At 65.6% G+C, this 21,322-nt stretch carries 22 protein-coding genes and 1 pseudogene; 12 read left to right on the top strand and 11 right to left on the bottom strand.

Features of this window, described 5'->3' with window-relative positions:
• Positions 1-36: 36 nt before the first annotated feature.
• The 3 genes from ASD68_RS02330 (at position 37) to ASD68_RS02320 (ending at position 2,882) form a co-directional block, all read left to right on the top strand.
• Positions 37-1,368, top strand: coding sequence for a peptidoglycan-binding domain-containing protein (locus ASD68_RS02330; RefSeq protein WP_056603029.1), 1,332 nt, complete (start codon positions 37-39; stop codon positions 1,366-1,368).
• Between the two features lie 120 nt (positions 1,369-1,488).
• Positions 1,489-2,334, top strand: a complete 846-nt coding sequence (gene asd, locus ASD68_RS02325; RefSeq protein ID WP_056603028.1) for an archaetidylserine decarboxylase — start codon at positions 1,489-1,491, stop codon at positions 2,332-2,334.
• Between the two features lie 116 nt (positions 2,335-2,450).
• The gene (locus tag ASD68_RS02320) at positions 2,451-2,882 is read left to right on the top strand and encodes a hypothetical protein (protein WP_056078359.1); all 432 of its coding nucleotides are present in this window, start codon (positions 2,451-2,453) and stop codon (positions 2,880-2,882) included.
• Between the two features lie 47 nt (positions 2,883-2,929).
• Here ASD68_RS02320 and ASD68_RS02315 read toward each other — a convergent pair whose 3' ends face one another.
• Positions 2,930-4,420 carry a transglycosylase SLT domain-containing protein gene (locus tag ASD68_RS02315; protein ID WP_056605045.1) on the bottom strand — a complete coding sequence of 497 codons (1,491 nt, stop codon included), beginning with the start codon at positions 4,418-4,420 and terminating at the stop codon, positions 2,930-2,932.
• Between the two features lie 104 nt (positions 4,421-4,524).
• Here ASD68_RS02315 and ASD68_RS02310 point away from each other — a divergent pair, with 104 nt between their 5' ends.
• Genes ASD68_RS02310 through greB form a run of 3 tightly spaced genes read left to right on the top strand, consistent with a single transcriptional unit; the run spans position 4,525 to position 7,798 of the window.
• The gene (locus tag ASD68_RS02310) at positions 4,525-6,033 is read left to right on the top strand and encodes a helicase HerA-like domain-containing protein (protein WP_056603026.1); all 1,509 of its coding nucleotides are present in this window, start codon (positions 4,525-4,527) and stop codon (positions 6,031-6,033) included.
• A 14-nt stretch (positions 6,034-6,047) separates the two neighbouring features.
• On the top strand, positions 6,048-7,298 hold the full coding sequence (locus tag ASD68_RS02305; protein ID WP_056603025.1) for a hypothetical protein: 1,251 nt from the start codon (positions 6,048-6,050) through the stop codon (positions 7,296-7,298).
• Positions 7,295-7,798, top strand: a complete 504-nt coding sequence (gene greB / locus ASD68_RS02300; RefSeq protein ID WP_056603023.1) for a transcription elongation factor GreB — start codon at positions 7,295-7,297, stop codon at positions 7,796-7,798. Before ASD68_RS02305 ends, greB begins: the two co-directional genes overlap by 4 nt.
• A 24-nt stretch (positions 7,799-7,822) precedes the next feature.
• Here greB and ASD68_RS02295 read toward each other — a convergent pair whose 3' ends face one another.
• From ASD68_RS02295 to rimO, 3 genes are all read right to left on the bottom strand, one after another.
• Complete coding sequence (locus ASD68_RS02295; RefSeq protein ID WP_056078346.1) at positions 7,823-8,167, bottom strand: TfoX/Sxy family protein; 345 nt, start codon at positions 8,165-8,167, stop codon at positions 7,823-7,825.
• A gap of 164 nt (positions 8,168-8,331) precedes the next feature.
• The gene (locus ASD68_RS02290) at positions 8,332-9,159 is read right to left on the bottom strand and encodes a DUF3025 domain-containing protein (protein ID WP_056603022.1); all 828 of its coding nucleotides are present in this window, start codon (positions 9,157-9,159) and stop codon (positions 8,332-8,334) included.
• A gap of 9 nt (positions 9,160-9,168) precedes the next feature.
• On the bottom strand, positions 9,169-10,506 hold the full coding sequence (gene rimO / locus ASD68_RS02285) for a 30S ribosomal protein S12 methylthiotransferase RimO (RefSeq protein WP_056603021.1): 1,338 nt from the start codon (positions 10,504-10,506) through the stop codon (positions 9,169-9,171).
• Positions 10,507-10,666: 160 nt separating this feature from the next.
• Between rimO and ASD68_RS02280 the strand changes: the two genes are divergently transcribed.
• Together ASD68_RS02280 and ASD68_RS02275 are read left to right on the top strand one after the other, a co-directional pair.
• Positions 10,667-11,338: a dienelactone hydrolase family protein gene (locus tag ASD68_RS02280; RefSeq protein WP_056603020.1), complete on the top strand. Its 672-nt coding sequence runs from the start codon at positions 10,667-10,669 to the stop codon at positions 11,336-11,338.
• Entirely contained in the window at positions 11,335-11,757 is a 423-nt protein-coding gene (locus tag ASD68_RS02275) for an HIT domain-containing protein (protein WP_056603016.1), read from the top strand. The genes ASD68_RS02280 and ASD68_RS02275 overlap by 4 nt, the downstream gene beginning before the upstream one ends.
• Before the next feature lie 30 nt (positions 11,758-11,787).
• Here the strand turns inward: ASD68_RS02275 and ASD68_RS02270 are convergent, their stop codons facing one another.
• From ASD68_RS02270 to apbC, 4 genes are all read right to left on the bottom strand, one after another.
• On the bottom strand, positions 11,788-12,282 hold the full coding sequence (locus tag ASD68_RS02270; protein WP_056603013.1) for a hypothetical protein: 495 nt from the start codon (positions 12,280-12,282) through the stop codon (positions 11,788-11,790).
• An 82-nt stretch (positions 12,283-12,364) separates the two neighbouring features.
• Complete coding sequence (gene dcd / locus ASD68_RS02265; RefSeq protein WP_056078325.1) at positions 12,365-12,931, bottom strand: dCTP deaminase; 567 nt, start codon at positions 12,929-12,931, stop codon at positions 12,365-12,367.
• Positions 12,932-13,124: 193 nt separating this feature from the next.
• Positions 13,125-13,658 (bottom strand): NADPH-dependent FMN reductase, encoded by a 534-nt coding sequence (locus tag ASD68_RS02260; protein ID WP_056603010.1) that lies wholly within the window; start codon positions 13,656-13,658, stop codon positions 13,125-13,127.
• Positions 13,655-14,749, bottom strand: coding sequence for an iron-sulfur cluster carrier protein ApbC (gene apbC / locus ASD68_RS02255; protein ID WP_056603006.1), 1,095 nt, complete (start codon positions 14,747-14,749; stop codon positions 13,655-13,657). The genes ASD68_RS02260 and apbC overlap by 4 nt, the downstream gene beginning before the upstream one ends.
• Positions 14,750-14,934: 185 nt before the next feature.
• Between apbC and ASD68_RS02250 the strand changes: the two genes are divergently transcribed.
• Positions 14,935-15,381 carry a DUF2147 domain-containing protein gene (locus ASD68_RS02250; RefSeq protein WP_056603002.1) on the top strand — a complete coding sequence of 149 codons (447 nt, stop codon included), beginning with the start codon at positions 14,935-14,937 and terminating at the stop codon, positions 15,379-15,381.
• 60 nt (positions 15,382-15,441) lie between these two features.
• Here ASD68_RS02250 and ASD68_RS02245 read toward each other — a convergent pair whose 3' ends face one another.
• Together ASD68_RS02245 and ASD68_RS02240 are read right to left on the bottom strand one after the other, a co-directional pair.
• Complete coding sequence (locus tag ASD68_RS02245) at positions 15,442-16,074, bottom strand: HAD family phosphatase (protein WP_056078317.1); 633 nt, start codon at positions 16,072-16,074, stop codon at positions 15,442-15,444.
• Positions 16,074-17,231, bottom strand: coding sequence for an MFS transporter (locus tag ASD68_RS02240; protein WP_056602999.1), 1,158 nt, complete (start codon positions 17,229-17,231; stop codon positions 16,074-16,076). Before ASD68_RS02240 ends, ASD68_RS02245 begins: the two co-directional genes overlap by 1 nt.
• Before the next feature lie 107 nt (positions 17,232-17,338).
• On the opposite strand from ASD68_RS02240, the pseudogene metG reads away from it, so the two are divergent.
• Positions 17,339-19,477 (top strand): annotated as a pseudogene (gene metG / locus ASD68_RS02235) (methionine--tRNA ligase); the annotation flags it as partial.
• Between the two features lie 88 nt (positions 19,478-19,565).
• Here the strand turns inward: metG and ASD68_RS02230 are convergent.
• Positions 19,566-19,847 (bottom strand): hypothetical protein, encoded by a 282-nt coding sequence (locus ASD68_RS02230; RefSeq protein WP_056602991.1) that lies wholly within the window; start codon positions 19,845-19,847, stop codon positions 19,566-19,568.
• A 75-nt stretch (positions 19,848-19,922) separates the two neighbouring features.
• Between ASD68_RS02230 and ASD68_RS02225 the strand changes: the two genes are divergently transcribed.
• Positions 19,923-20,531: an RnfABCDGE type electron transport complex subunit B gene (locus ASD68_RS02225; protein ID WP_056602988.1), complete on the top strand. Its 609-nt coding sequence runs from the start codon at positions 19,923-19,925 to the stop codon at positions 20,529-20,531.
• Positions 20,528-21,160, top strand: a complete 633-nt coding sequence (gene nth / locus ASD68_RS02220) for an endonuclease III (protein ID WP_056602984.1) — start codon at positions 20,528-20,530, stop codon at positions 21,158-21,160. Before ASD68_RS02225 ends, nth begins: the two co-directional genes overlap by 4 nt.
• Positions 21,161-21,322 lie beyond the last annotated feature (162 nt).

Genomic DNA, 21,322 nt, shown 5'->3' with positions numbered 1-21,322 from the left:
GCTTTTTTTCCAGACGAAGCCACAGAAGGAAAAGGCATGGCCAGCGACGCCGAATATCACTTGGGCGAAATCTCGGAGCGGCATGAAGGCGCTGGGCCTGCCACCATCTCGACAGGCAGAGGCGATCACGGCGGTGTTTCCTATGGCACGTACCAGCTTTCCACCAAATCCGGGACGATTAGCGAGTATCTCAACACCTCCTCCTATAAGGATGAATTTCGTGGCTTGACGCCAAACACACCGGCATTCGACGAAAAGTGGCGAACCCTCGCCAACAACGACCCGGATTTCGGCAGGGATCAAACCCGTTTCATCAAGGAAACCCACTACGACATACAGGTGCAACGGCTAAAAGATTCCGGTATCGACTTGACCGACCGGGGACCAGCTATCCAGGAGGCTTTATTCAGTACATCCGTTCAATACAGAGGGCTAACTAAAGGGATTTTCGAGGGTGGCCTCAAGGCCGCCTATGGCGATAACTACAGCCTGTCCCAACTTTCGGACAAGGATATCGTCGTCGCCATTCAGGACTACAAGATCGCCCACAACGATGTCTACTTCAGAAGCTCGTCGCCAAAGGTGCGCGAGTCCATCCTTGATCGTGCGGCGAATGAAAAAGACGAACTGATCGCCTTGTCCGAGGGACGGGAGTTGCCCGATCAGGGAGATGGACGTACTGGACACCTTTCTGCTGCGGGCAGCAGCAACACTTTGCGTGCCGGCAGCAGCGGCACGTCTGTCACCGAGTTGCAAAGCAAGTTGGCACACCTGGGTTACACCCTGGAACCAGATGGCTCCTTTGGTCCAGCCACCAAGGCTGCGGTCGCATCTTTCCAGCGCGACCACCAGCTCACACCGGACGGTGTCGTGGGCCCGATGACGCGGCGAACACTCGACGACCAAGTGCAGGTGCGAGACACACCACATCCCTCCCAACTGCCATTCCGCCTGGATGACCCAACCCACCCTGACCATTCGCTGTTTCAACAGGCACGCAATCACGTGTATCGCCTGGATCAGCAACTAGGTCGACCATCCGACCAGATGAGCGACAACCTGGCGTCGGCCCTGACCGTGTCAGCCAGGGCCAGCGGGCTGGAGAGGATCGATCGGATCACACTTGGCAACAATGGGAGTCGCCTCTGGGCAACGCAAATGCCGCCTGGCCAGTTCGGTGCAATCCTGGCCTCGTACGCCAATGTATCGACCTCCGAGGTCAATACGTCCATGGAACAAAGCGGTGCTCGGTGGTCCTCAGCAATGCAGCAGTTCCAGCTATACCAGGAGCAACTCACGCCCAGGCAGCAGGCTCAGCCCCAGACCGCCCAGCCGAATCAGTCGGCCTCACCTGCAGCGACGCCATGAAGCCGTCGCGGAAGCGCGCAACCTGAAGTGCAGCATCCACATTTCGGAAAGGCGCATCCGGCCGCCAATTGCTCACTCTTCACTCCTCTACCCTCACTTCTTCGCATCTATACTGCCCGGATGACTTTCAACGTATTCGTGCAGTACATCCTGCCCCACCGCGCGCTGTCGCGGGTGGTCTACTGGGCCACGCGCTGGACCTTTGCGCCGTGGAAGAATTTCCTGATCAGCCAGATCGTGCGCCGCTACAACGTCAACATGGCCGAGGCGGTGCAGCCGGATGCGCTGGCGTACCAGCACTTCAATGCATTTTTCACCCGCAAGCTGCGCCCCGACGCGCGCCACGCCGACGCCGACCCTTCCGTCCTGCTCTCTCCGGCGGACGGCCGCATCAGCCAGGCCGGCGCCATCGTCGACGGGCGCATCTTCCAGGCGAAAGGACAGGACTACACCGTCGCCGAGCTGCTGGGTAGCGCGGAGGATGCCGAGGCTTACCGCTCGGGCAGTTTCGCCACCGTCTACCTGTCGCCGCGCGATTACCACCGCGTGCACATGCCGTTGAAGGGCACGCTGAAGGAAACCGTGCACGTGCCTGGCCGCATCTTCAGCGTGGCGCCGTTCGCGGTGGAAGCCATCCCCCGTGTGTTCGCCCGCAACGAGCGGCTGGTGTGCCATTTCGAGGGCGCGCACGGGCCGTTCGTGGTGATCATGGTCGGCGCGGTGCTGGTGTCGTCGGTGGCGACGGTGTGGGATGGGCTGGTGATCCCGCCGTACGCATCGGCGATCGGGCGCAAGTCGTTCGCGGGCCAGAACATCACGCTGGACCGCTTCGCCGAAATGGCGCGCTTCAACATGGGCTCCACTGTCATCGTGTTGTTGCCGCCGGGGGCGGCGGCGCTCGATCCGCTGGCATCGCAGCAGGCGGTGAAGGTGGGCGAGCGGCTGGGTACTCTGGCGGCGGGCTGATCATCTTCACGGCTGAAATGCTGACGCAGAACGTCGATTTGTGACGTTTTAGGCGCAATTGGCGAGCTTCGCTGGCTATGCTCGCCCTTCCGGTTCAGCCGAAGGGGAGCCATTCCATGTTCAGCCCACTCATCACGCTGCTGCGTGCGCGTCAGCTTGGCCGCCAATGGCATGACATCGAACGCAGCATCCGCGCGCTCTCGCGTCGCCATCGTCAACGTCTCGGGCTGTTGACCCTTCGCGAGCTGGGCCAGGCCTCGCGCAGCGAGTTCCCGCACCTGCACGGCACCTCGCCCGAGGCGCGTTACCTGCCCTGGGGCCAAGGCACGAGCATCGGTTACGAACGGGCGCGCTCGGGCAATCTGGAAGTCGCCTTGCGCGGCATCGCCCTGTGGCTGGCGGTGGCGTACCACGAAACCAAGCATTCGCCCGGCAATCGCCTGCTGCCGCAACATCGCCTGCTGCTGCAGTTGTTGCGCGAGCTGAAGGAAACGCAGGCCGAACCCGTCAGGACGGTCGGCCAGTCGCGGGTGAAGGCCGCCGCCTGAACCGCCAGGCGGTCAGCGAACAGGCCAGGCAATAGCCCCGGTTTCCGCTAGCGGCAAACCGGCACCTTGAGCACGTCGCCCGCGCGGATGCGGTGATGCCGCAACCCGTTGAGCTCGGCCAGCTCGCGCACGCTGGAGCAATGCAGCCGGTGCACGATGCCTATCAGCGTGTCGCCGTTACGCACCTTGTAATTGCGTGTACCGGTGGCACGCGCCGGAGCCCGGGCCGGTGCCGGTGGCGCCTGCACCGCTGGCGCCACGGCCTGGTGCAGGTCGGCGGCGAGAATCGGCCACGGCCCTTCGACACAGCGCGATGCATAGGGCTCTTCCAGCAGCCGCGGCAGTTGCACGCGCGCGCCGGCGGGCTGGGTTTCCTGCGGATTCAAGCGCGGATTGAGGTTGCGCAGGGTTCGAAACCAGCCCTCCTCCATGCCACCGGCCGAGCCCAGGCAGACGCTGAGTTCAGCCAGCGACGCGGAGCGCTTCAAGGTCACCGCGCCAGCGGCGCCGTCGATTTTCGGGAAACGCAGGTTGTAGCTGTCCGGATGCAGGAACAGCCACGCCGCCGCCAGCACCGAGGGCACGTATTCACGTGTTTCGCGCGAGAGCTTGTTGTAGATCGTCGGGTCGTAAAAACTGGTGTCGGGTCTGTCGCCCGCCAGTCGGCGCATGCGTCCTTCGCCACCGTTGTAGGCGCCCAGCACCAGCTCCAGATTGTTGTTGAAGATCTTCAGTTGCTCGTTGATGTACGCGGCGTTGGCACGCGCCGACTGCGCCGGGTCGAAGCGCAGGTCGAAGCCGTTCTCCGTGCCCAGACCAAATCGCAGACCGGTGGCGTACATGAATTGCAGCGGGCCGGCCGCGCCCGAGCGCGATATCGCATTGACCTTGCCGCCGGACTCCTTCGCCATGATGCCGAACAGCAATGCCTCGGGCAGATCGGCTTTCTCGTATTGCGGCCACATCTGGTAGCGCAGGTATTGGTAGTTGACGTAGGCGTCGATGAGGTTGGGCCGCCACTGGGTCAGCCACATTTCCAGCGCCGCCTTCACCGCACCGTTCATGGCGATCAGCTCGCTGAGCTTCTGGCCGCGCAGCAGCGTGACGCTGCGTTGCGCTTCGGGCAGGCCGGAAACGCCGCCGGCCCCGTCGGCCAGGGTGGGTGACGGTTCGTCACCGAGCGTCTCGTCGCCCAGGAAGCTGCCGTCCTTCAAGCGCAGCAGGCGGTCGAACACCGAGAAAAACCGCTGCGGGTCGCAGCCCGGCGTGCTGCCGCAATGGGCCGCCGATTCCTTCAGCCGGTCCAGCGCCGCGGTAAGCGTTTTCTGCGACGCGGCATCGTCGCCGGCACGCGCCTGTTGCAGTGCGGTTTCGTAACCCTTGCTGGCCAGGTCGAGCTGGCCGTAGAGCGCATTTACCGGCGCGGTGGATTTGCTGCCGCCGGTACTGGAGCAGGCGGCGGCGAGGCCGAGCATGAAGAGGAGGGGTGCGGCGCGCAGCGGGCGAAACAAAGGGTACGACAAGCTCACAGACTTCATCCGCAAAACGGCCACCATAGCGGCCGCAGCGCCGCGACTCAAACCCTTCACCGGTGGCGCGGGGCTCATGGTTACAATCCACCGACCACCCACGGACGACATCCATGACCAACATCCTGATCGGCCGCAACGATAGCGCCAGCGTCAGCCTGGACCCGCACTACGGCAACCGCCACGGCATGATCGCCGGCGCCACCGGCACCGGTAAATCCGTCTCGTTGATGGTGCTGGCCGAAGGTTTCTCGCGGCTCGGCGTGCCCTGCTTCCTGGCCGACGCCAAGGGTGATCTGGCCGGCCTGGCGATGGCCGCGAACGAACCGGGCGACAAGCTCAAGGCGCGGCTGGCCAGGCTCAAGCTCGCCGACTGGAAACCGCTGGCGAACCCGGTGGTGTTCTGGGATATCTACGGCAAGCTCGGTCACCCGGTGCGCGCCACCGTCAGCGAGATGGGTCCCACCCTGCTCGGCCGCGTGCTGGAGTTGAACGATACCCAGGAAGGCGTGCTGGAAGTGGTGTTCAAGGCCGCCGACGACCAGGGCTGGCTGCTGCTGGACCTGGCCGACCTGCGCGCCCTGCTCAGCTACGCCGCCGAGAACGCCAAGGCGCTGTCCACCCAGTACGGCCTGATCAGCACGCAGAGCATCGCGGCGATCCAGCGCGCGCTGCTGAAACTGGAAAGCGACGGTGCCGACCAGTTCTTCGGCGAGCCGGCACTGGAGCTGGCCGACCTGATGCGCCAGGACATGAGCGGCCGCGGCATCATCAACGTGCTCGCCGCCGACCAGCTGATCATGAAGCCGCGGCTGTACTCCACCTTCCTGCTGTGGCTGCTGTCCGAGCTGTTCGAGCAGCTGCCCGAAGTGGGCGACCTCGACCAGCCGAAGATGGTGTTCTTCTTCGACGAGGCGCACCTGCTGTTCGACGATGCCTCGCCCGGCCTGCTGCAGCGGGTGGAACAGGTGGTGCGGCTGATCCGCTCCAAGGGCGTGGGCGTGTATTTCTGCTCGCAGAATCCGGACGACGTGCCCGGCAACATCCTGGGCCAGCTCGGCAACCGCATCCAGCACGCCTTGCGCGCGTTCACGCCGCGCGACCAGAAGGCGGTCAGGGCGGCGGCGGAAACCTTCGTCGTCAATCCGAAGCTCGACGTCACCGAGGCGATCACCAGGCTCGGCGTGGGCGAGGCGCTGGCCTCGACCCTGGCCAACGGCGGCGTGCCCACCCCGGTGGAACAGGTGCTGGTGACCACGCCGTGCTGCCGCATCGGCGCGATCACCGAGGCCGAGCGCGCCACCATCCGCCAGCGCTCGCCCGTCGGCGCGAAATACGACACCACGGTCAATCGCGAATCGGCTGCGGAAATGCTGGCCAAACGCACCGAAGAGAAGGCCGCCGATGCCGCCGTCGTGGCGGCCAACGCACCGGCCAAGGGCGCGGCAAAGGAAGAAGAAGGCGGCTGGAGCGGCGCCGTGCACGACGCGCTGTTCGGCACCAAACGCCGCCAGGGCATGATCGAAACCATGGGCAAGCAGATGGTGCGCACCGCTGGCAGCCAGCTCGGCCGGCAGATCCTGCGCGGCGTGCTGGGCGGCATCTTCGGTGGCAAGCGGTAGGCAGGGCGAGCGCCATGCCACGCGTCGAAATCGTCGCCGCCGACACGCCGTTCGCGCAGCGTTTGCAGGACGGCTTCGGCTATCCGTTGCGCGGACCCGCGCTGGCCACCTGTGTGGTGCTGGCGCTGGTCCATTACGTCGGCTTGCTCCCTGGCTTCGTGGGCGCGCTGGCCAGCGCACTGGTCTGGGCAGCCACCTGGCGTTATGCCGCCGACTGCATGCAGCACACCGCCAACGGCTACGCCGATCCGCCGGACGTGGGTAGTGAGGGCAATAGCGCCAGCGGCTGGGGCCTCACCGCGATCCACCTGCTGGTGGTGGCCTTGTGCGTGGTGTCCATCGTGTTCTTCCCGAGCCTGCTGTGGCCGGTGCTTATCCTGGCCGCACTGGTGCTGCCGGCGATCGACATGTCGCTGGCGTTCGACGGCAACCTCGCGCTGGCCATCAACCCGCTCAACTGGCTGCGCGTCATCGGCGCCTTCGGTGCCGCCTACCTGATTCCCGTGGCGATCAACCTGCTGCTCGGCGTGCTGATCGTGATCGCCTCGGTCACCACCGCCCAGCTGCCGCGGGTATTCGCGCTGCCGCTGTTCGCGTTCGCCTACACCTACCTGATCCTGCTCGCCTTTCATCTCATGGGCGCGATGATCCACCAGCGCCACGAACGCTTCGGCATGGTTCCCGAAGCACCGGCGTTGGCCAGGGCATCGGGTCAGGACGCCGACGAAAGCCTGATCGAAGCGGCGCGCCAGCAAGCCATCGATGACCCAATGGCGGCCTTGCGGCAACTCGCCGGCCGGCTGCGCGAACATGCGGCGCCGCCGGCCGTCCACCAGACCTACCGCGAACTGCTGCACCGGCAAGGCCTGCGCGACGACCTGCTGGTACATGGCCAGATCTGGATTGCCGCGCTGATCGCCCAGGGCGAATCCCGCCGCGCGCTCGGCGTGCTGCAGGAATGCATCGGCATCGATACCGGCTTCATCCCGGACGACCCGCAAACCTGCGGCGGTCTGGCCGATCTGGCCGCGCGCGTGGGCATGAGCCGCCTCGCGATCCACCTCGGCCAGGGTTATCTCGCGCACTGGCCGCGCGACCCGCAGGCACCGCACTACGGCCTGTTGGCGGCGCGCGCCCTGGCCGCCCACACCGACCAGCACGCCAGCGCGGCCGCACTGCTCGACCGGCTGGCCACGACATGGCCCGAGCATCCGCTGCGCGGCGAGATCGACGCCCAGCGACGGCAACTGGTCGGCGCCGCATGAGTCGCTGGCGCCCACCCTCACCCAGCTCCACCGCGATCATCACCCGCGAGGGCTTCGAGCGGCTCAAGGCCGAGCTCGATCACCTGTGGCATACCGTGCGCCCCGAGGTGGTCAAGGCGCTGGCGGCGGCCGCGGCCGAAGGCGACCGCTCGGAGAACGCCGAGTACACCTACCGCAAGAAACAACTGGGCGAGATCGATCGCCGCGCGCGCTACCTCAGCAAGCGCATCCCCGCCTTGAAGGTCGCCGAAGGCGCTCCCGCCGACCGTGAGGCGGTGTTCTTCGGCGCACATATCACGCTGGAAAACTCGGCCAGCGGCGAGGAAACCCGCTACCGCATCGTGGGCCCGGACGAAACCGACGCCAAACTCGGCTGGATCAGCATCGACTCGCCCATGGCCCGCGCGGTGCTCAAGAAACGGCTGGACGACGAATTCGAAGCCGCGCTGCCAGGCGGCCCCACGCAGTTCATCGTGGTCGACGTCGGCTACGACGCGTAACGCCTGAGCGCGCAGCCCATCGCGTCACCTGGCGGACTTGCGCGCCACCGCAGGCTTCCTCGGCTTGGGCAGCGGCATCAACGCCGCCGTTTGCAGGATCAGGCGCTGGATCTGCTCGGAATCATCCAGCAGCTCATCGGCCACCAGGTAATCCTTGGCACCGGGATACGGCGGCTTGCGGGGAAGCGTCGGCACGAACGCGTCGCCCGCCGCCGACGGCTTCACGAAGAAGCTGTTGTCGCAGGCAAATCCCACCACCTTCCCGTCCACATAGAACGCGTACTCGCCGAACATCGGCTTGCGGCTCAGGCGATCGCCAAGCGCCACCTGCTCCGCCACGTAGTCGGCAAAATCCTGGTCGGTAGCCATGTCGTCTCCCACGTGTTGCGCGGCATTGGATGGTAGGGTCGAAATGAGCGCAGCGCGTTGTTCGCTATCCAGCGACAAGCCAGCCGGTGGCGCAGCTTTCATCACCGACAGTGAACCTGACGACCCCCGCCAAGTCCACTACAAGCCGCCATCGCCACCGGACGTTATCCGCGGCCCTGGCGCGACAAGCACCAGGCCGGCGGATATTGCCGCCCCTCACGGCGCGACTGGTAGCACGCCGTGGTGCGATGGAAAGCCTCGTCGCCATTGTCCTGGCGCCAGCCTGGCAGGCCGGCCAGCGGCAGCGGGCGCAGCTCCAGCGGGTCGTTCAACCAGCGGCCGCTGGCGATCATGTCGGTACCGGCGGCGACGAGATCCACGTCAGCGCCAACGCGGGACGTATCGAACACCAGCGCCTTGCCCACCAGCAGTTTGTCGGGGTTCAAGGCATGCTCCAGCAAAGCATGGCCGAACAGCGCCAGACGGATCGAGCCATCCAGCCAAGCTTGCCGCCGGCGCCAGAACAGGCCATACCAATCGTGCGCGTCCCACAACGCCAGCAGCGACGGATCGCGCAGGCCGACGATCACGCCGCCTTCGTCGAAATGGGTCATCGCGTACTGCGCGCGCGAACGCCGCTTGGGGCCGATGCGGGCGATCTCGTCCATCTGGCGGTGGTTCAACGCCTGCTTCAACGCGGGATAGCGCAGCCACACCAGCGCATTGAGCAGGTCGTGCCAGTTGCCTTCGCGGGTGGCGATGGCGCCGTGTTCGGCGATGCGTTGTTCGTAGTGCTGGCCGTCGGCCAGCAATTGGGGCGTCTGCGCCACGAAGCGATGGGTTTCGCCGGGAGGCAGCCGGCGGTTCAGTGCATCGATGGACGGCCATTCGGCGCCCTCGATCAGGTCCGCGTAGTCACGCCACAGGGACAGCGGCGGCCGGCCGAACGTCGCCGGATCCACCGTGCCGCGCGGTGGCGCCACGTAACGCACGCGGCGGCCTTACATCACTTTCAGCGCGGGATACGCCAGCCGCGCATGCAGGTCGTGTTCGCCGGCATCCTCGATGACGACGTCGACGAACTGGCCCGGCTTCAATTGCTGGCCGTCGGCAATCAGCACCGTACCGTCGATCTCGGGCGCATCGGCGGCGGAACGCGCCACCGCGCCGTCGGCGCCGGCCTCGTCCACCAGCACCTTCATCGTGCGGCCGATCTTGCGCTGCAGCTTCGCGGCGGAGATTTCCGCCTGCACCGCCATGAATTGTTCCAGCCGGTCTTCCTTCAATTCCTCGGAAACCGGGTCGGGCAGTTCGTTGGCTTTCGCGCCGTCGACCGGCGAATAGGTGAAGGCGCCCACGCGGTCGAGTTCAGCCTCGCGCAGGAAATCCAGCAGCTCCTGGAACTCCGCGTCGGTCTCGCCGGGAAAGCCCACGATGAACGTGCTGCGGATGGTCAGGTCCGGTACCACCTTGCGCCAGTTCTGGATGCGCTCCAGCGTCTTGTCGATGTTGCCGGGGCGCTTCATCAATTTCAGGATGCGCGGGCTGGCGTGCTGGAACGGGATATCCAGGTACGGCAGGATCTTGCCGGCCGCCATCAGCGGCATCAGCTCGTCCACGTGCGGGTACGGGTAGACGTAGTGCAGCCGCGTCCACACGCCCAGTTCGGACAGGCCCTCGCATAGCTCGGTCATCCGCGTGCGGTAGGTCTTGCCGCGCCAATCGCGCTCGGCGTACTTCACGTCGACACCGTAGGCGCTGGTGTCCTGCGAAATCACCAGCAGCTCCTTCACGCCGCCCTTCACCAGCTTCTCCGCCTCGATCAGCACCTCGTCGACCGGGCGGGAGACCAGGTTGCCGCGCATCGACGGGATGATGCAGAAGCTGCAGCGGTGATTGCAGCCTTCGGAAATCTTCAGATACGCGTAATGCTTGGGCGTCAGCTTCACACCGGTGTCCGGCACGATGTCCAGGAAGCGGTTGCGCTGCGGCGGCAAGGCGGCATGCACCGCGCCCATCACGCTGGCGTAGTCCTGCGGGCCGCTGACCGACAACACCTCGGGGTACGCCTCGCGGATCAGGCTCTCGCGCTTGCCCAGGCAGCCGGTGACGATGACCTTGCCGTTCTCGTTGAGCGCGGTGCCGATGGAATCCAGCGACTCCTGCACCGCCGCGTCGATGAAGCCGCAAGTGTTTACCACCACCGCATCGGCCGCGTTGTAGCTGGGCACGATCTCGTAACCCTCGACCTTCAGCTGGGTCAGGATGCGCTCGGAATCGACCAGCGCCTTGGGGCAGCCGAGACTGACGAAACCGATCTTGTGGGAAGGTTGGGACATGGGCGTCGATACCGTGGAACTGCGGGGCAACAGGCAATTATACGGGAATGAGGCATGGCGCCGAGGGCAGCCTCGGTGGGTCATGCGTCATTCCCCGTCGCGCATGCCACGCCCTCCCCGCCCGAGGCCTAGAATCCCCTTTTCCCCACAGGAGCCAGCCATGGGTCAGCCCATCAACATTCCCACCTCCGGCACGCAGTGCATCGGCGGTTATCTGGCGCGGCCGCAGGGCCAGCCGAAGGGTGGCCTGGTGGTGATCCAGGAGATTTTCGGGGTGACCGCGCATATTCGCGATGTGGTCGATCGCTTCGCCGCACACGGTTACGTGGCGATCGCCCCGGCGTTCTTCGACCGGCTGGAGTCCGGCGTGGAACTGGCCTACGACCGTGGCGGCGCCGCCCGGGGCAAGGCGCTGGTCACCGAACTGGGGTTGGAGCGCGCGCTGGAAGATGTGGCCAGTGCGGCCGAATCCATCGCCTCGGCGGGAAAGATCGGTACCGTCGGCTATTGCTGGGGCGGCACGGTGGCGTTGCTGGCGGCGCTGCGCCTGGGCCTGCCATCGGTGAGCTACTACGGCGCGCGCAACCTGCCGTTTCTGCATGAAACGCCGAAGGCTCCGGTGATGTTCCACTTCGGCGAGAAGGACCCCAACATCCCGCCCGAGGCAGTTGCCAAACACCGCGATGCCCTGCCGCAGATGGAAACCTTCACCTACCCCGGCGCCGATCACGCGTTCAACCGCGACGGCAACTCAAGCTACCACGAGGCCAGCGCGAAGCTGGCAATGCAGCGCACGCTGGATTTCTTCGCAACGCAATTGGCCGCCGCATGAGCTTCACACTCGACCCGCGGCTCGCCGCCGACACGTTTGCCGTCACCACCTTGCCGTTGTGCGAGGTGCGCCTGATGAACGACGCGCGCTACGCCTGGCTCATCCTGGTGCCGCGCCAACCGGGGTTGGCCGAAGTCACCGACCTGGCCGATGACGAGCGCGCCAGGCTGTGGCGGGAGGTGGACCAGGCCGCCGCCGCGCTGCGCTCGGTGGCGCCCTGCGACAAGCTCAACATCGGCGCACTGGGCAACGTGGTGCGGCAGCTGCATGTACACGTGGTGGCCCGTCGCGAAGGCGACGACGCCTGGCCCGGTCCGGTGTGGGGCCATGGCACGTCCATGCCCTACCAGCCGGACGAGGCGACGGCGCGACTGACGGCGCTGCGCCAGCACTGGGGGCACGAAAAAGCCCGCGACTGAGCGCGGGCTTTCGTTGCTGCGGGGAGCGACTCAGGGGCGCGGATTGGGATCGAAATCCTTGCCGGCCGCATCCTTGCCGCGCTGCTGCTTGTTCATCTGCACCGGCGCGTGGGTCTCCTGCAGCGGACGGGCCTCGGTCTCGATCGGGTTGATCCGCTTCAGCGTGCCGTCGTCATCGAAATACACCGTGAACTTGTAGTCATCCTGCATCCGCGCCATGTACTGCAGGTGCTGCTTGCGGATCTTGGAGTCGTCGCTGCGCTCGAGCAGCACGGTCTTGGGCAGCTTGCCCTGGTCTTTCAGGTAGGCAAAGTGGCTGCCGGTATCCAGCGCGGAAAGCACCGCGCCATCGACCAGGAACTGACCGTTCTTGTATGCCTTGATGGTGGCGTCGAACTGCCCGCGCATGGCGTTGGTGCTGACGTCCTCCTTGGTGCCACCCAGGCTGCAACCGGCGAGCAATACCACACTGCCCAGCAAGGCCATGGCGGCAATTCGGGTCAGCAGGATGGAAAAACGGATCATCGGACTCTCCTGAAAAATCATCGTTGCACCGGCGAAGTGTAGCGGCCGGCGGCGGTCCTGCGGACCACCGGGCGTGTTTCGTTCACGTACGCGGCAAGGTCACGCCCTGCTGGCCCTGATACTTGCCGCCACGGTCCTTGTAGCTGGTCTCGCATTCCTCGTCGGATTCGAGGAACAGCATCTGCGCCACGCCCTCGTTGGCGTAGATTTTCGCGGGCAGCGGGGTGGTGTTGGAGAACTCCAGCGTCACGTGGCCTTCCCACTCGGGCTCCAGCGGCGTCACGTTGACGATGATGCCGCAGCGCGCGTAGGTGCTTTTGCCCAGGCAGATGGTGAGCACCTTGCGCGGGATCCGGAAGTACTCGATGGTGCGCGCCAGCGCGAAGGAATTGGGCGGGATGATGCAGACATCCGCCTCCACGTCCACGAAGCTGTTCGGATCGAACGACTTCGGATCGACGATGGTGGAGTTGATGTTGGTGAACACCTTGAACTCGCGCGCGCAGCGCACGTCGTAGCCGTAGCTGGAGGTGCCGTAGGAGATCAGCCGCTGCTCGTCGCGAACCTTCACCTGGCCGGGTTCGAACGGCTCGATCATGCCGTGCTGCTCGGCCATGCGGCGGATCCACTTGTCGGGTTTGATGCTCACGCTGTCTCCGGTTCGGTCGGGACGGCCCGGTCAAACCGGGCGCAAAGCGGCAAAAATACATGGTAGGAGTGCTGCTGCGCCAGCGCAGCGGGCTTGTGGGAGCGACTTCAGTCGCGATGCTCTTGCTGTGGAGCCCAGAGGCAGAAGCATCGCGGCTGAAGCCGCTCCCACAAGAACCAACGCGACTGCGCGTCTAAATAGCCGTGGCCAGAATGCCCAGCACCGCCCGCAATTCCGCGCAGCGATCAGCGCTGCCCAGTACCTGCGCCGCTGTGCAGCCAGCGCCCGGAAGCGCCACAGTCAACGGTTGCGAGGTCAGCAGTGGCGCCGACATGGTGGAGAGAATTTCCGCCAGCGACGCTTGCGCATGATACGAATCGCGCGCCGACGTATTCAGCAACAGCACCGGCTTGCCGGGAAACTCCAGGCTGCCGACCAACCAGTCCAGCAGGTTCTTGAACGCGCCAGGTACGCCGTGGGCGTATTCCGGGCAGGCGACCAGCAAGGCATCAGCGGTGCCGACGGCTGCACGCAGCGCCAGCACCGAAGGCGGCAGCGGATCGACTTCATCGTCCGGATTGAACAACGGCAGCGCGCCGAGGCCGTCGTACAACACAAGCTGCAGCGTCGGTGGCGCCAGTTGCTGCGCCGCTTGCAGCGCGGCGCGGTTCGACGATAGCCGGCGCAGGCTGCCGCAGAGGCACAACACGCGCCGTGGCGCCGTCATGCAGCGGGCGCGCCCTGCACCACGATCTTGCCCAGGCCCAACGACTTGTTGCGCGGCTGGCGCGACAGCCGGCCGGCCGCGTTGCGGGCGATCTCGCGGTAGCGCGCGGCAAGGTCGGACTCGGGCATCGCCACCACGGTGGGGTTGCCGCCGTCGGCCTGCTCGCGGATGCGGATATCCAGCGGCAGCGAGCCAAGATAGGCCGCGCCGTATTGCGTGGCCATGCGCTCGCCGCCGCCTTCGCCGAAGATGTTCTCCTCGTTGCCGCAGTTGGAGCACACGTGGGTAGCCATGTTCTCCACCACGCCCAGCACCGGCACTTCCACCTTCTCGAACATCTTCAGCGCCTTGCGGGCATCCAGCAGGGCGATGTCCTGCGGTGTGGTGACGATCACCGCGCCGGCCACCGGCACCTTCTGCGACAACGTCAGCTGGATGTCGCCAGTACCGGGCGGCAGGTCGATGATGAGGTAGTCGAGCTGTTCCCAGCGGGTGTCGGTGATCAGTTGCATCATCGCCTGGGTCACCATCGGGCCACGCCAGATCATCGGCGTGTCCTCTTCCACCAGGAAACCGATCGACATCACCGGCATGCCGTGCGCCTGCATCGGGATAATGCTTTTGCCGTCCGGCGACGCCGGCTTGCCGTGCACGCCCAGCATGGTCGGCTGGCTGGGGCCGTAGATGTCGGCGTCCATCACGCCGACCTTCGCGCCCTCGGCCTGCAGCGCCAGCGCCAGGTTGGCCGACACGGTGGACTTGCCCACGCCGCCCTTGCCCGAGGCCACCACGATGATGTTCTTCACGTTGGGCAGCGGGCCCAGCGTGCCTTGCACCTTGTGCACGTGGACGCGGCTGGTGATCGACACCGCCGCCGACTCGATCGCCGGGTTCGCTTCCAGCGCCTGCCGCACGCGCGCAGCAAGGTCGTCGATCGCTGTAGCGGCCGGGTAGCCCAGCTGGATATCCACCGAGACCCTCGCTCCGTCGACACCTACCGCCCGCACGTTGTCGGCCAGCGGCGCGCCGGTGTGGGAGTCGATCAGGTCGCCGAGAAGTTGGCGCACCAGCGCGTCGGTAGCTTGGGTCATGGGAACTCGAAGTGATGATGGGGACAGCCCATTATGCCAGCGCCCCCGCGCGCACCCGTTGATGCAGATCACTGGTGCCATGCCGGCTGCGGATGCCGGCCGGTGCTTTGCGCAATGCAGCTTGACGCCCCCACGGATCAACGCCAGTCTCGCTTCCATACGCTTTCGTACGGGAGAAAAACGCCATGAAACACGCTTTTCGTCTCACCCTCGCAACCGGCCTGCTGCTGGCCGCCGGCAGCGTCTTCGCCGCCAACACCTCGCCCGTCGGCACCTGGAAAACCATCGACGACAACACCCAGAAGCCGAAGTCGCTGGTGCAGATCACCGAAACCAACGGCGAATTGCAGGCGAAGGTGATCAAGATCCTGCAGTCGGATGACGGCCCGAATCCGGTGTGCGACAAGTGCAGCGGCGAGCGCAAGAACCAGCCGATCGAAGGCATGAACATCATGTGGGGCGTCAGCAAGGATGGCGACGTATGGGACGGCGGCAAGATCCTCGATCCGAAAAACGGCAAGACGTACAAGGTGAAGCTGACCGTCAGCGACGACGGCCAGAAACTCGACGTGCACGGCTATATCGGTTTCTCGCTGCTGGGCCGCACGCAGACCTGGGAACGGCAGGACTGAAACCTTGCCCGCACGAATGAAAAGCCCCGGCCGGTCCGGGGCTTTTTTTTGCCACGAGTCTCAGGCCGCCGCTGGCGCCAGCACGCCGAGGCGGCAAAGCTGTGCGCGCAGCGTTTCCGCATCCTGGAACCGCAAACTGTGCATGCCGGCCTGGAACGCCGCCGCCACATTGCGCGGCGCATCGTCGATGTAGATCGTCTGCCGCGGAACCAGCGAGAAGCGCTCGATCGTGCGCTGGAAAATCACCGGGTCGGGCTTGGCCAGGCCTTCCTCGCCCGACACCACGATGCCGTCGAACCAGCGCAGGAACTCGTAGCGCTCGCGCGCCATCGGAAATGTTTCCCGCGACCAGTTGGTCAGCGCGTACAACCGCAGGCCGCGACCGCGCAGTTCATCCAGTATGGCCACACTCGGCGCGATGGCACCGCCCAGCATTTCCGGCCAGCGGGTGTGGAACGCACCGATCAGCTCCGCGTGCTGCGGATGTTGCGCGCTCAACATGGCCACGGCCTCGTGCCAGGAACGGCCGGCGTCCTGCTGGTGGTTCCACAGCGGCGTGCAGATTTCGGCCAGGAAACGCTCCATCGCCGCCTCGTCATCGAACAGGCGCCGGTACAGATAGCGCGGGTCCCAGTCGATCAGCACCCCGCCCAGGTCGAATACCACCGTGTCGAAACTGTTTTCCCTGTTCATCACCGCACCACCCGCGCCGATATTGAAACCATGATCAAAAGACCGCCCACCGCCGCCAGCGCGATCGGCAGGCTGCTGGCGTGGGCCAGAAAGCCGATCAGCGCCGGGCCACTGAGCAAGCCGGCATAACCCAGCGTGGTCACCGTGGCGATGGAGACCGCCGGCGATACGCCGGGCAACCGGCCCGCCGCGCCAAACATCACCGGCACGATATTCGCCGCACCCAGCCCCACCAGCACGAAGCCGAGCATGGCGGCAGCCGGCCACGGCACCGCCGCCGCGACCAGCAAACCTGCCGCCGCCGTGGCCGCGCCGACACGCACGCTGGCCACCGGGCCGAAGCGCGCGATCGTGCGATCGCCGGTCAACCGACCCAACGCCATTGCCACCGAAAAACCGGCATAGCCCAAGCCTGCCGACGCCACCGACACGCCGCGGAAATCACGCAGGAACACCGCGCTCCAGTCCAGCATCGCGCCCTCGGCCATAAAGCTGACGAAGCAAACCAGGCCCAGCAAAAGCACCAGGCCACGCGGCCAGCGGAACGCCGCACTGTGCCCGGCCGCGGCGGCGATCAGGCCGATCAGGTGGCGCCATTGGGTGATCACGATCAACGCCATCAAGCCCGCGATCACCAGCGCGCCAGCCAGTAGCGGCAAACCCAGCGCCAGCAGCGCGCTCATGCCCGCGGCGCCACTCAAGCCGCCCACGCTGAACAAGCCGTGGAAGCCGGACATCAACGGCCGTTGCGCACGCCGCTCCACTTCCACCGCATGCGCATTCATCGCCACATCCACGGCACCCAGCGCCATGCCGAAATACAGCAGCGCCAACGCCAGCGACACGATGCCGGGGGCGAGCGCCAGCAACGGCAACGCCGTGCACAACATCAAGCCGCCGATGCCGATCACCCGTCGACTGCCGAAGCGCTCGGTGAGCATGCCGACCAGCGGCATCGCCACCATCGAGCCGCCGCCAAACGCCAGCAGCACCAGGCCCAGCGTCGCATCGTCCAGCGCCAGGCGCGCCTTGGCATACGGCACCATCGGCGCCCAGGCCGCCATGCCGATGCCCGACACCAGAAACGTGAGTCGCGTGGCGCGAGTCGCCGCTGCGAGGGGTGGCCCGTCGGTGACCATGGGCACCCTTGTCTGCATTGCGAGATTTCCATCAACAGCGAAGCGGCACAATGTAGACAGCTGCGCATCGACACGCAATCCGCGCCCATCGTTGACCGCGGCATACGCGTTCGGAACGGTGGAAACGCCATGCCATAATGTGCAGTCATCACCGGAAACCGCACACCATGAGTCGCCGCCTCCTCGTCACCAACGCCCTGCCCTACGCCAATGGCCCGCTGCACATGGGCCATCTGCTGGGCTACATCCAGGCCGATATCTGGGTGCGGGCGCAGCGAATGAGCGGCAACGAAGCGATCTACGTCTGCGCCGACGACGCGCACGGCACGCCGATCATGCTGGCCGCCGAAAAAGCCGGTGTGACGCCGGAGGTTTTCATCGACGGCATCCGCCAGGGTCACGAGGCGGATTTCGCCGCGTTCGGCGTGGCGTTCGACCATTACCACACCACGCATTCGGACGAGAATCGCGAGCTGGCCACGCTGATCTACACGCGCCTGCGCGATGGCGGCTCCATTGCGCGCCGCTCGATCCAGCAGCTGTTCGATCCCGAAAAACAGATGTTCCTGCCCGACCGCTACATCAAGGGCACCTGCCCGAAATGCGGCACGCCCGACCAGTACGGCGACAACTGCGAAAACTGCGGCGCCACCTACGCGCCCACCGACCTGATCAACCCGTATTCGGTGATGTCCGGCGCCACGCCCGTGCTGCGCGATTCGGAGCATTACTTCTTCGAGCTGGGCAAGTTCGAGACGCTGTTGCGCGACTGGTTCGCGGGCAAATTCACCGACGGCAAGCCGGTGGCCAACAGCGGCGTCAGCGCCAAGCTGCGCGAATGGCTGGATGGCGGTCTGAAGGATTGGGACATCTCGCGCGACGCGCCCTACTTCGGCTTTCCCATCCCCGATGCGCCGGGCAAGTTCTTCTACGTGTGGCTGGATGCGCCGGTCGGCTACCTGGCCAGCTTCAAGGCGTTGTGCGACCGTACCGGCCTGAAGTTCGACGACTTCCTGGCCGCCGACAGCACCGCCGAGATGCACCACTTCATCGGCAAGGACATCATCAATTTCCACGGCCTGTTCTGGCCGGCGATGCTGCACGGCGCCGGCTTCCGCACGCCGACCGCGCTGCACGTCAACGGCTACCTCACCGTCAACGGCGCCAAGATGTCCAAGTCGCGCGGCACCTTCATCCAGGCTCGCACCTACCTGGACGCGGGCCTGCATCCGGAATGCCTGCGCTACTACTTCGCCACCATGCTCAACGACGCGCCGGTCGACGTGGACCTGGACCTGAAGGCGTTCGAGGAACGGATCAACTCGCACCTGATCGGCAAGTGGGTAAACATCGCCAGCCGCACCGCGGGTTTCACGCAAAAGTTCTTCGACGGCAAGCTGGCCGATCACTTTGGCGCCGAGGAAGCCGCGCTGTGGCAGGAGCTGCTGTCGCACTACGACGGCATCGACGCGCTGTACGAGACCGGCGAGTTCGCCGACGTCACCCGCCGCTTCGTCGCCATCGCGGATCTGGTCAACGGCTACATCGCGGCCAAGGCGCCGTGGGTGATCGCCAAGGACGCCGCGCGACGCGAGGAATTGCAGCAAGTCTGCACGCTGGCGCTGCACGGCTTTCGCCTGCTTTCCGGCTTGCTGAAACCGATCCTGCCGACCACCGTGGCCGCGGCGGAAGCCTTCCTGGCCGCGCCGATCGCCGATTTCGACGATGCCCGCCGCACCCTGTTCGGCCACACCATCAACGCCTTCGAACCGCTGCTGGGCCGGCTCGATCCCAAGCGCATCGAGGCGATGGTGGAAGCGTCGAAGGAATCACTGGGCACCACGCCTGCCGAAGCACCCGTTGCCGATAAAAAGAAGAAGCCCATGAACGACAGCCCCAAGCCTGCCGCAAATCCCGAAGCCCAGGATTCCGCCACCGTCTCCATCGACGACTTCGCCAAACTCGACCTGCGCATCGGCAAGGTGCGGGCCTGCGAATTCGTGGAAGGCTCGGACAAGCTGCTGCGCTTCGAACTGGACGCCGGCGAACTGGGCACGCGGCAGATTTTCTCCGGCATCCGCGCCGCCTATGGCGAACCGGAAAAGCTGGTCGGTCGCAACGTGGTGTTCATCGCCAACCTGGCGCCGCGCAAGATGCGTTTCGGCCTGTCCGAGGGCATGATCCTGTCCGCCGGCAACGGCGGCAGCGACCTGTTCCTGCTGGACGCGGACCAGGGCGCCCAGCCCGGCGCCACCGTCCGCTGAATCGAGCGTTGCAGGAGCGCACCTGTGCGCGATGCTTTTTTGTACGTGCCGAAGAGCATCGCGCACAGGGTGCGCTCCTGCAGGGCTGTCACCTCGCGTACGTCACGAAGAAACCCACCAGATCGCCGTTCTCGCTGTACGGCGACATGGCCACGAAGCGATAGCCGCGGGCGGCGTATTCCGCATGCGACTTGGTCAGCTTGTCGGCCATGTGCGTCTTGCGGAAGCCGAAGGTCGCATCGACGAATACCGTGATCGTGTCGCCCGTTGGCGTTGCCGCCTGCGCGGATGTCGAATGGGTGAGCAGGATCGAGCCGCCGGCGCCGAGCACGGCAGCGAGCAGCAGGGACGCGAGATACGACGATTTCATGGCACGCTCCGTTGGATGAAAGTTGCGGGACAATACCGCAGTGACCACCCATTATTCCCGCTCCAACCCTTTCGCATGAGTGCGCCCATCGACACCCTGGCTGACCGCATCGACGCCTTGCTGCCGCAAACCCAGTGCGAGCAATGTGGCTACCACGGTTGCCGGCCGTACGCCGAGGCGATCGCCCGTGGCGAGGCGCCGATCAACCAGTGTCCGCCCGGTGGCGCGGCCGGTATCGCGAAGCTGGCCGCATTGCTCGATCAGCCCGTGCTGCCGTTGAATCCCGACCACGGCATCGATAAGCCGCGCACGCTGGCCCGCATCGTGGAGGCCGACTGCATCGGCTGCACCAAATGCATCCAGGCCTGCCCGGTCGACGCCATCGTGGGTGCGGCCAAGTTGATGCATACCGTCATCGCCGACGATTGCACCGGCTGCGAACTGTGCGTGGCCGCCTGCCCGGTCGACTGCATCGTGCTGGAACCGATGCCGCTGGCGCAGGCCGGCGACGTGGCCCATGCCGATACCGCACGCGAGCATTTCCAGCGGCGCGAGGCACGACTGGCGCGCGAACAGGCACAGCGCGAGGCCGAGCTGGCGGCGCGCAAGGTCGCGGTCGAGACCAACCCGGTATTGGCGGCGTTGGCCCGCGCCCGCGCAAAACAGGGGCCATCCCGCCAATGAAGCGCGCCGACATCATCGAACTGTTCTCGCGCCTGCGCGAACTCAACCCGCATCCGAAAACCGAGCTGGTCTATACCACGCCGTTCGAGTTGCTGGTGGCGGTGGTGCTGTCGGCGCAGGCCACCGACGTGGGCGTGAACAAGGCCACGAAGAAGCTGTACCCGGTGGCCAATACACCGCAGGCGATCCTGGCGCTGGGCGAGGACGGGCTCAAGAAGTACATCAGCACGATCGGCCTGTTCAACGCCAAGGCAAAAAACGTCATCGCGCTGTGCCGCCTGCTGATCGAGCAGCATCACGGCGAGGTGCCGCGCAGCCGTGCCGAACTGGAAGCGCTGCCTGGCGTGGGCCGCAAGACCGCCAACGTGGTGCTGAATACGGCCTTTGGCGAGCCGACCATCGCGGTCGACACGCACATCTTCCGCGTCGCCAACCGCACCGGCCTGGCGCCAGGCAAGGACGTGCGCGCGGTCGAGGACAAGCTGGAGAAAGTGGTGCCGACCGAGTTCAAGCTCGACGCGCATCACTGGCTTATCCTGCACGGCCGCTACGTATGCAAGGCACGCAAACCCGATTGCCCGAATTGCGTGATACGCGATTTGTGCCGGTACAAAGACAAGACGGTTTAGGGCCGGGATTCGGGATTCGGGATTCGGGATTCGGGATTCGGGATTCGGGATTCGGGATTCGGGATTCGGGATTCGCGATTCGGGATTCGGGATTCGCGAGAGCTTTTGCGCACGGCATTCCCAAAAGCAAACGGCGGGCAATGCCCGCCGTTTTTCCTTCCC

Origin of the sequence: Rhodanobacter sp. Root627, from assembly GCF_001427835.1 — a bacterium.
Lineage (GTDB): Bacteria > Pseudomonadota > Gammaproteobacteria > Xanthomonadales > Rhodanobacteraceae > Rhodanobacter > Rhodanobacter ginsenosidimutans.
This window is presented reverse-complemented; position numbering and strand designations above follow the sequence as displayed.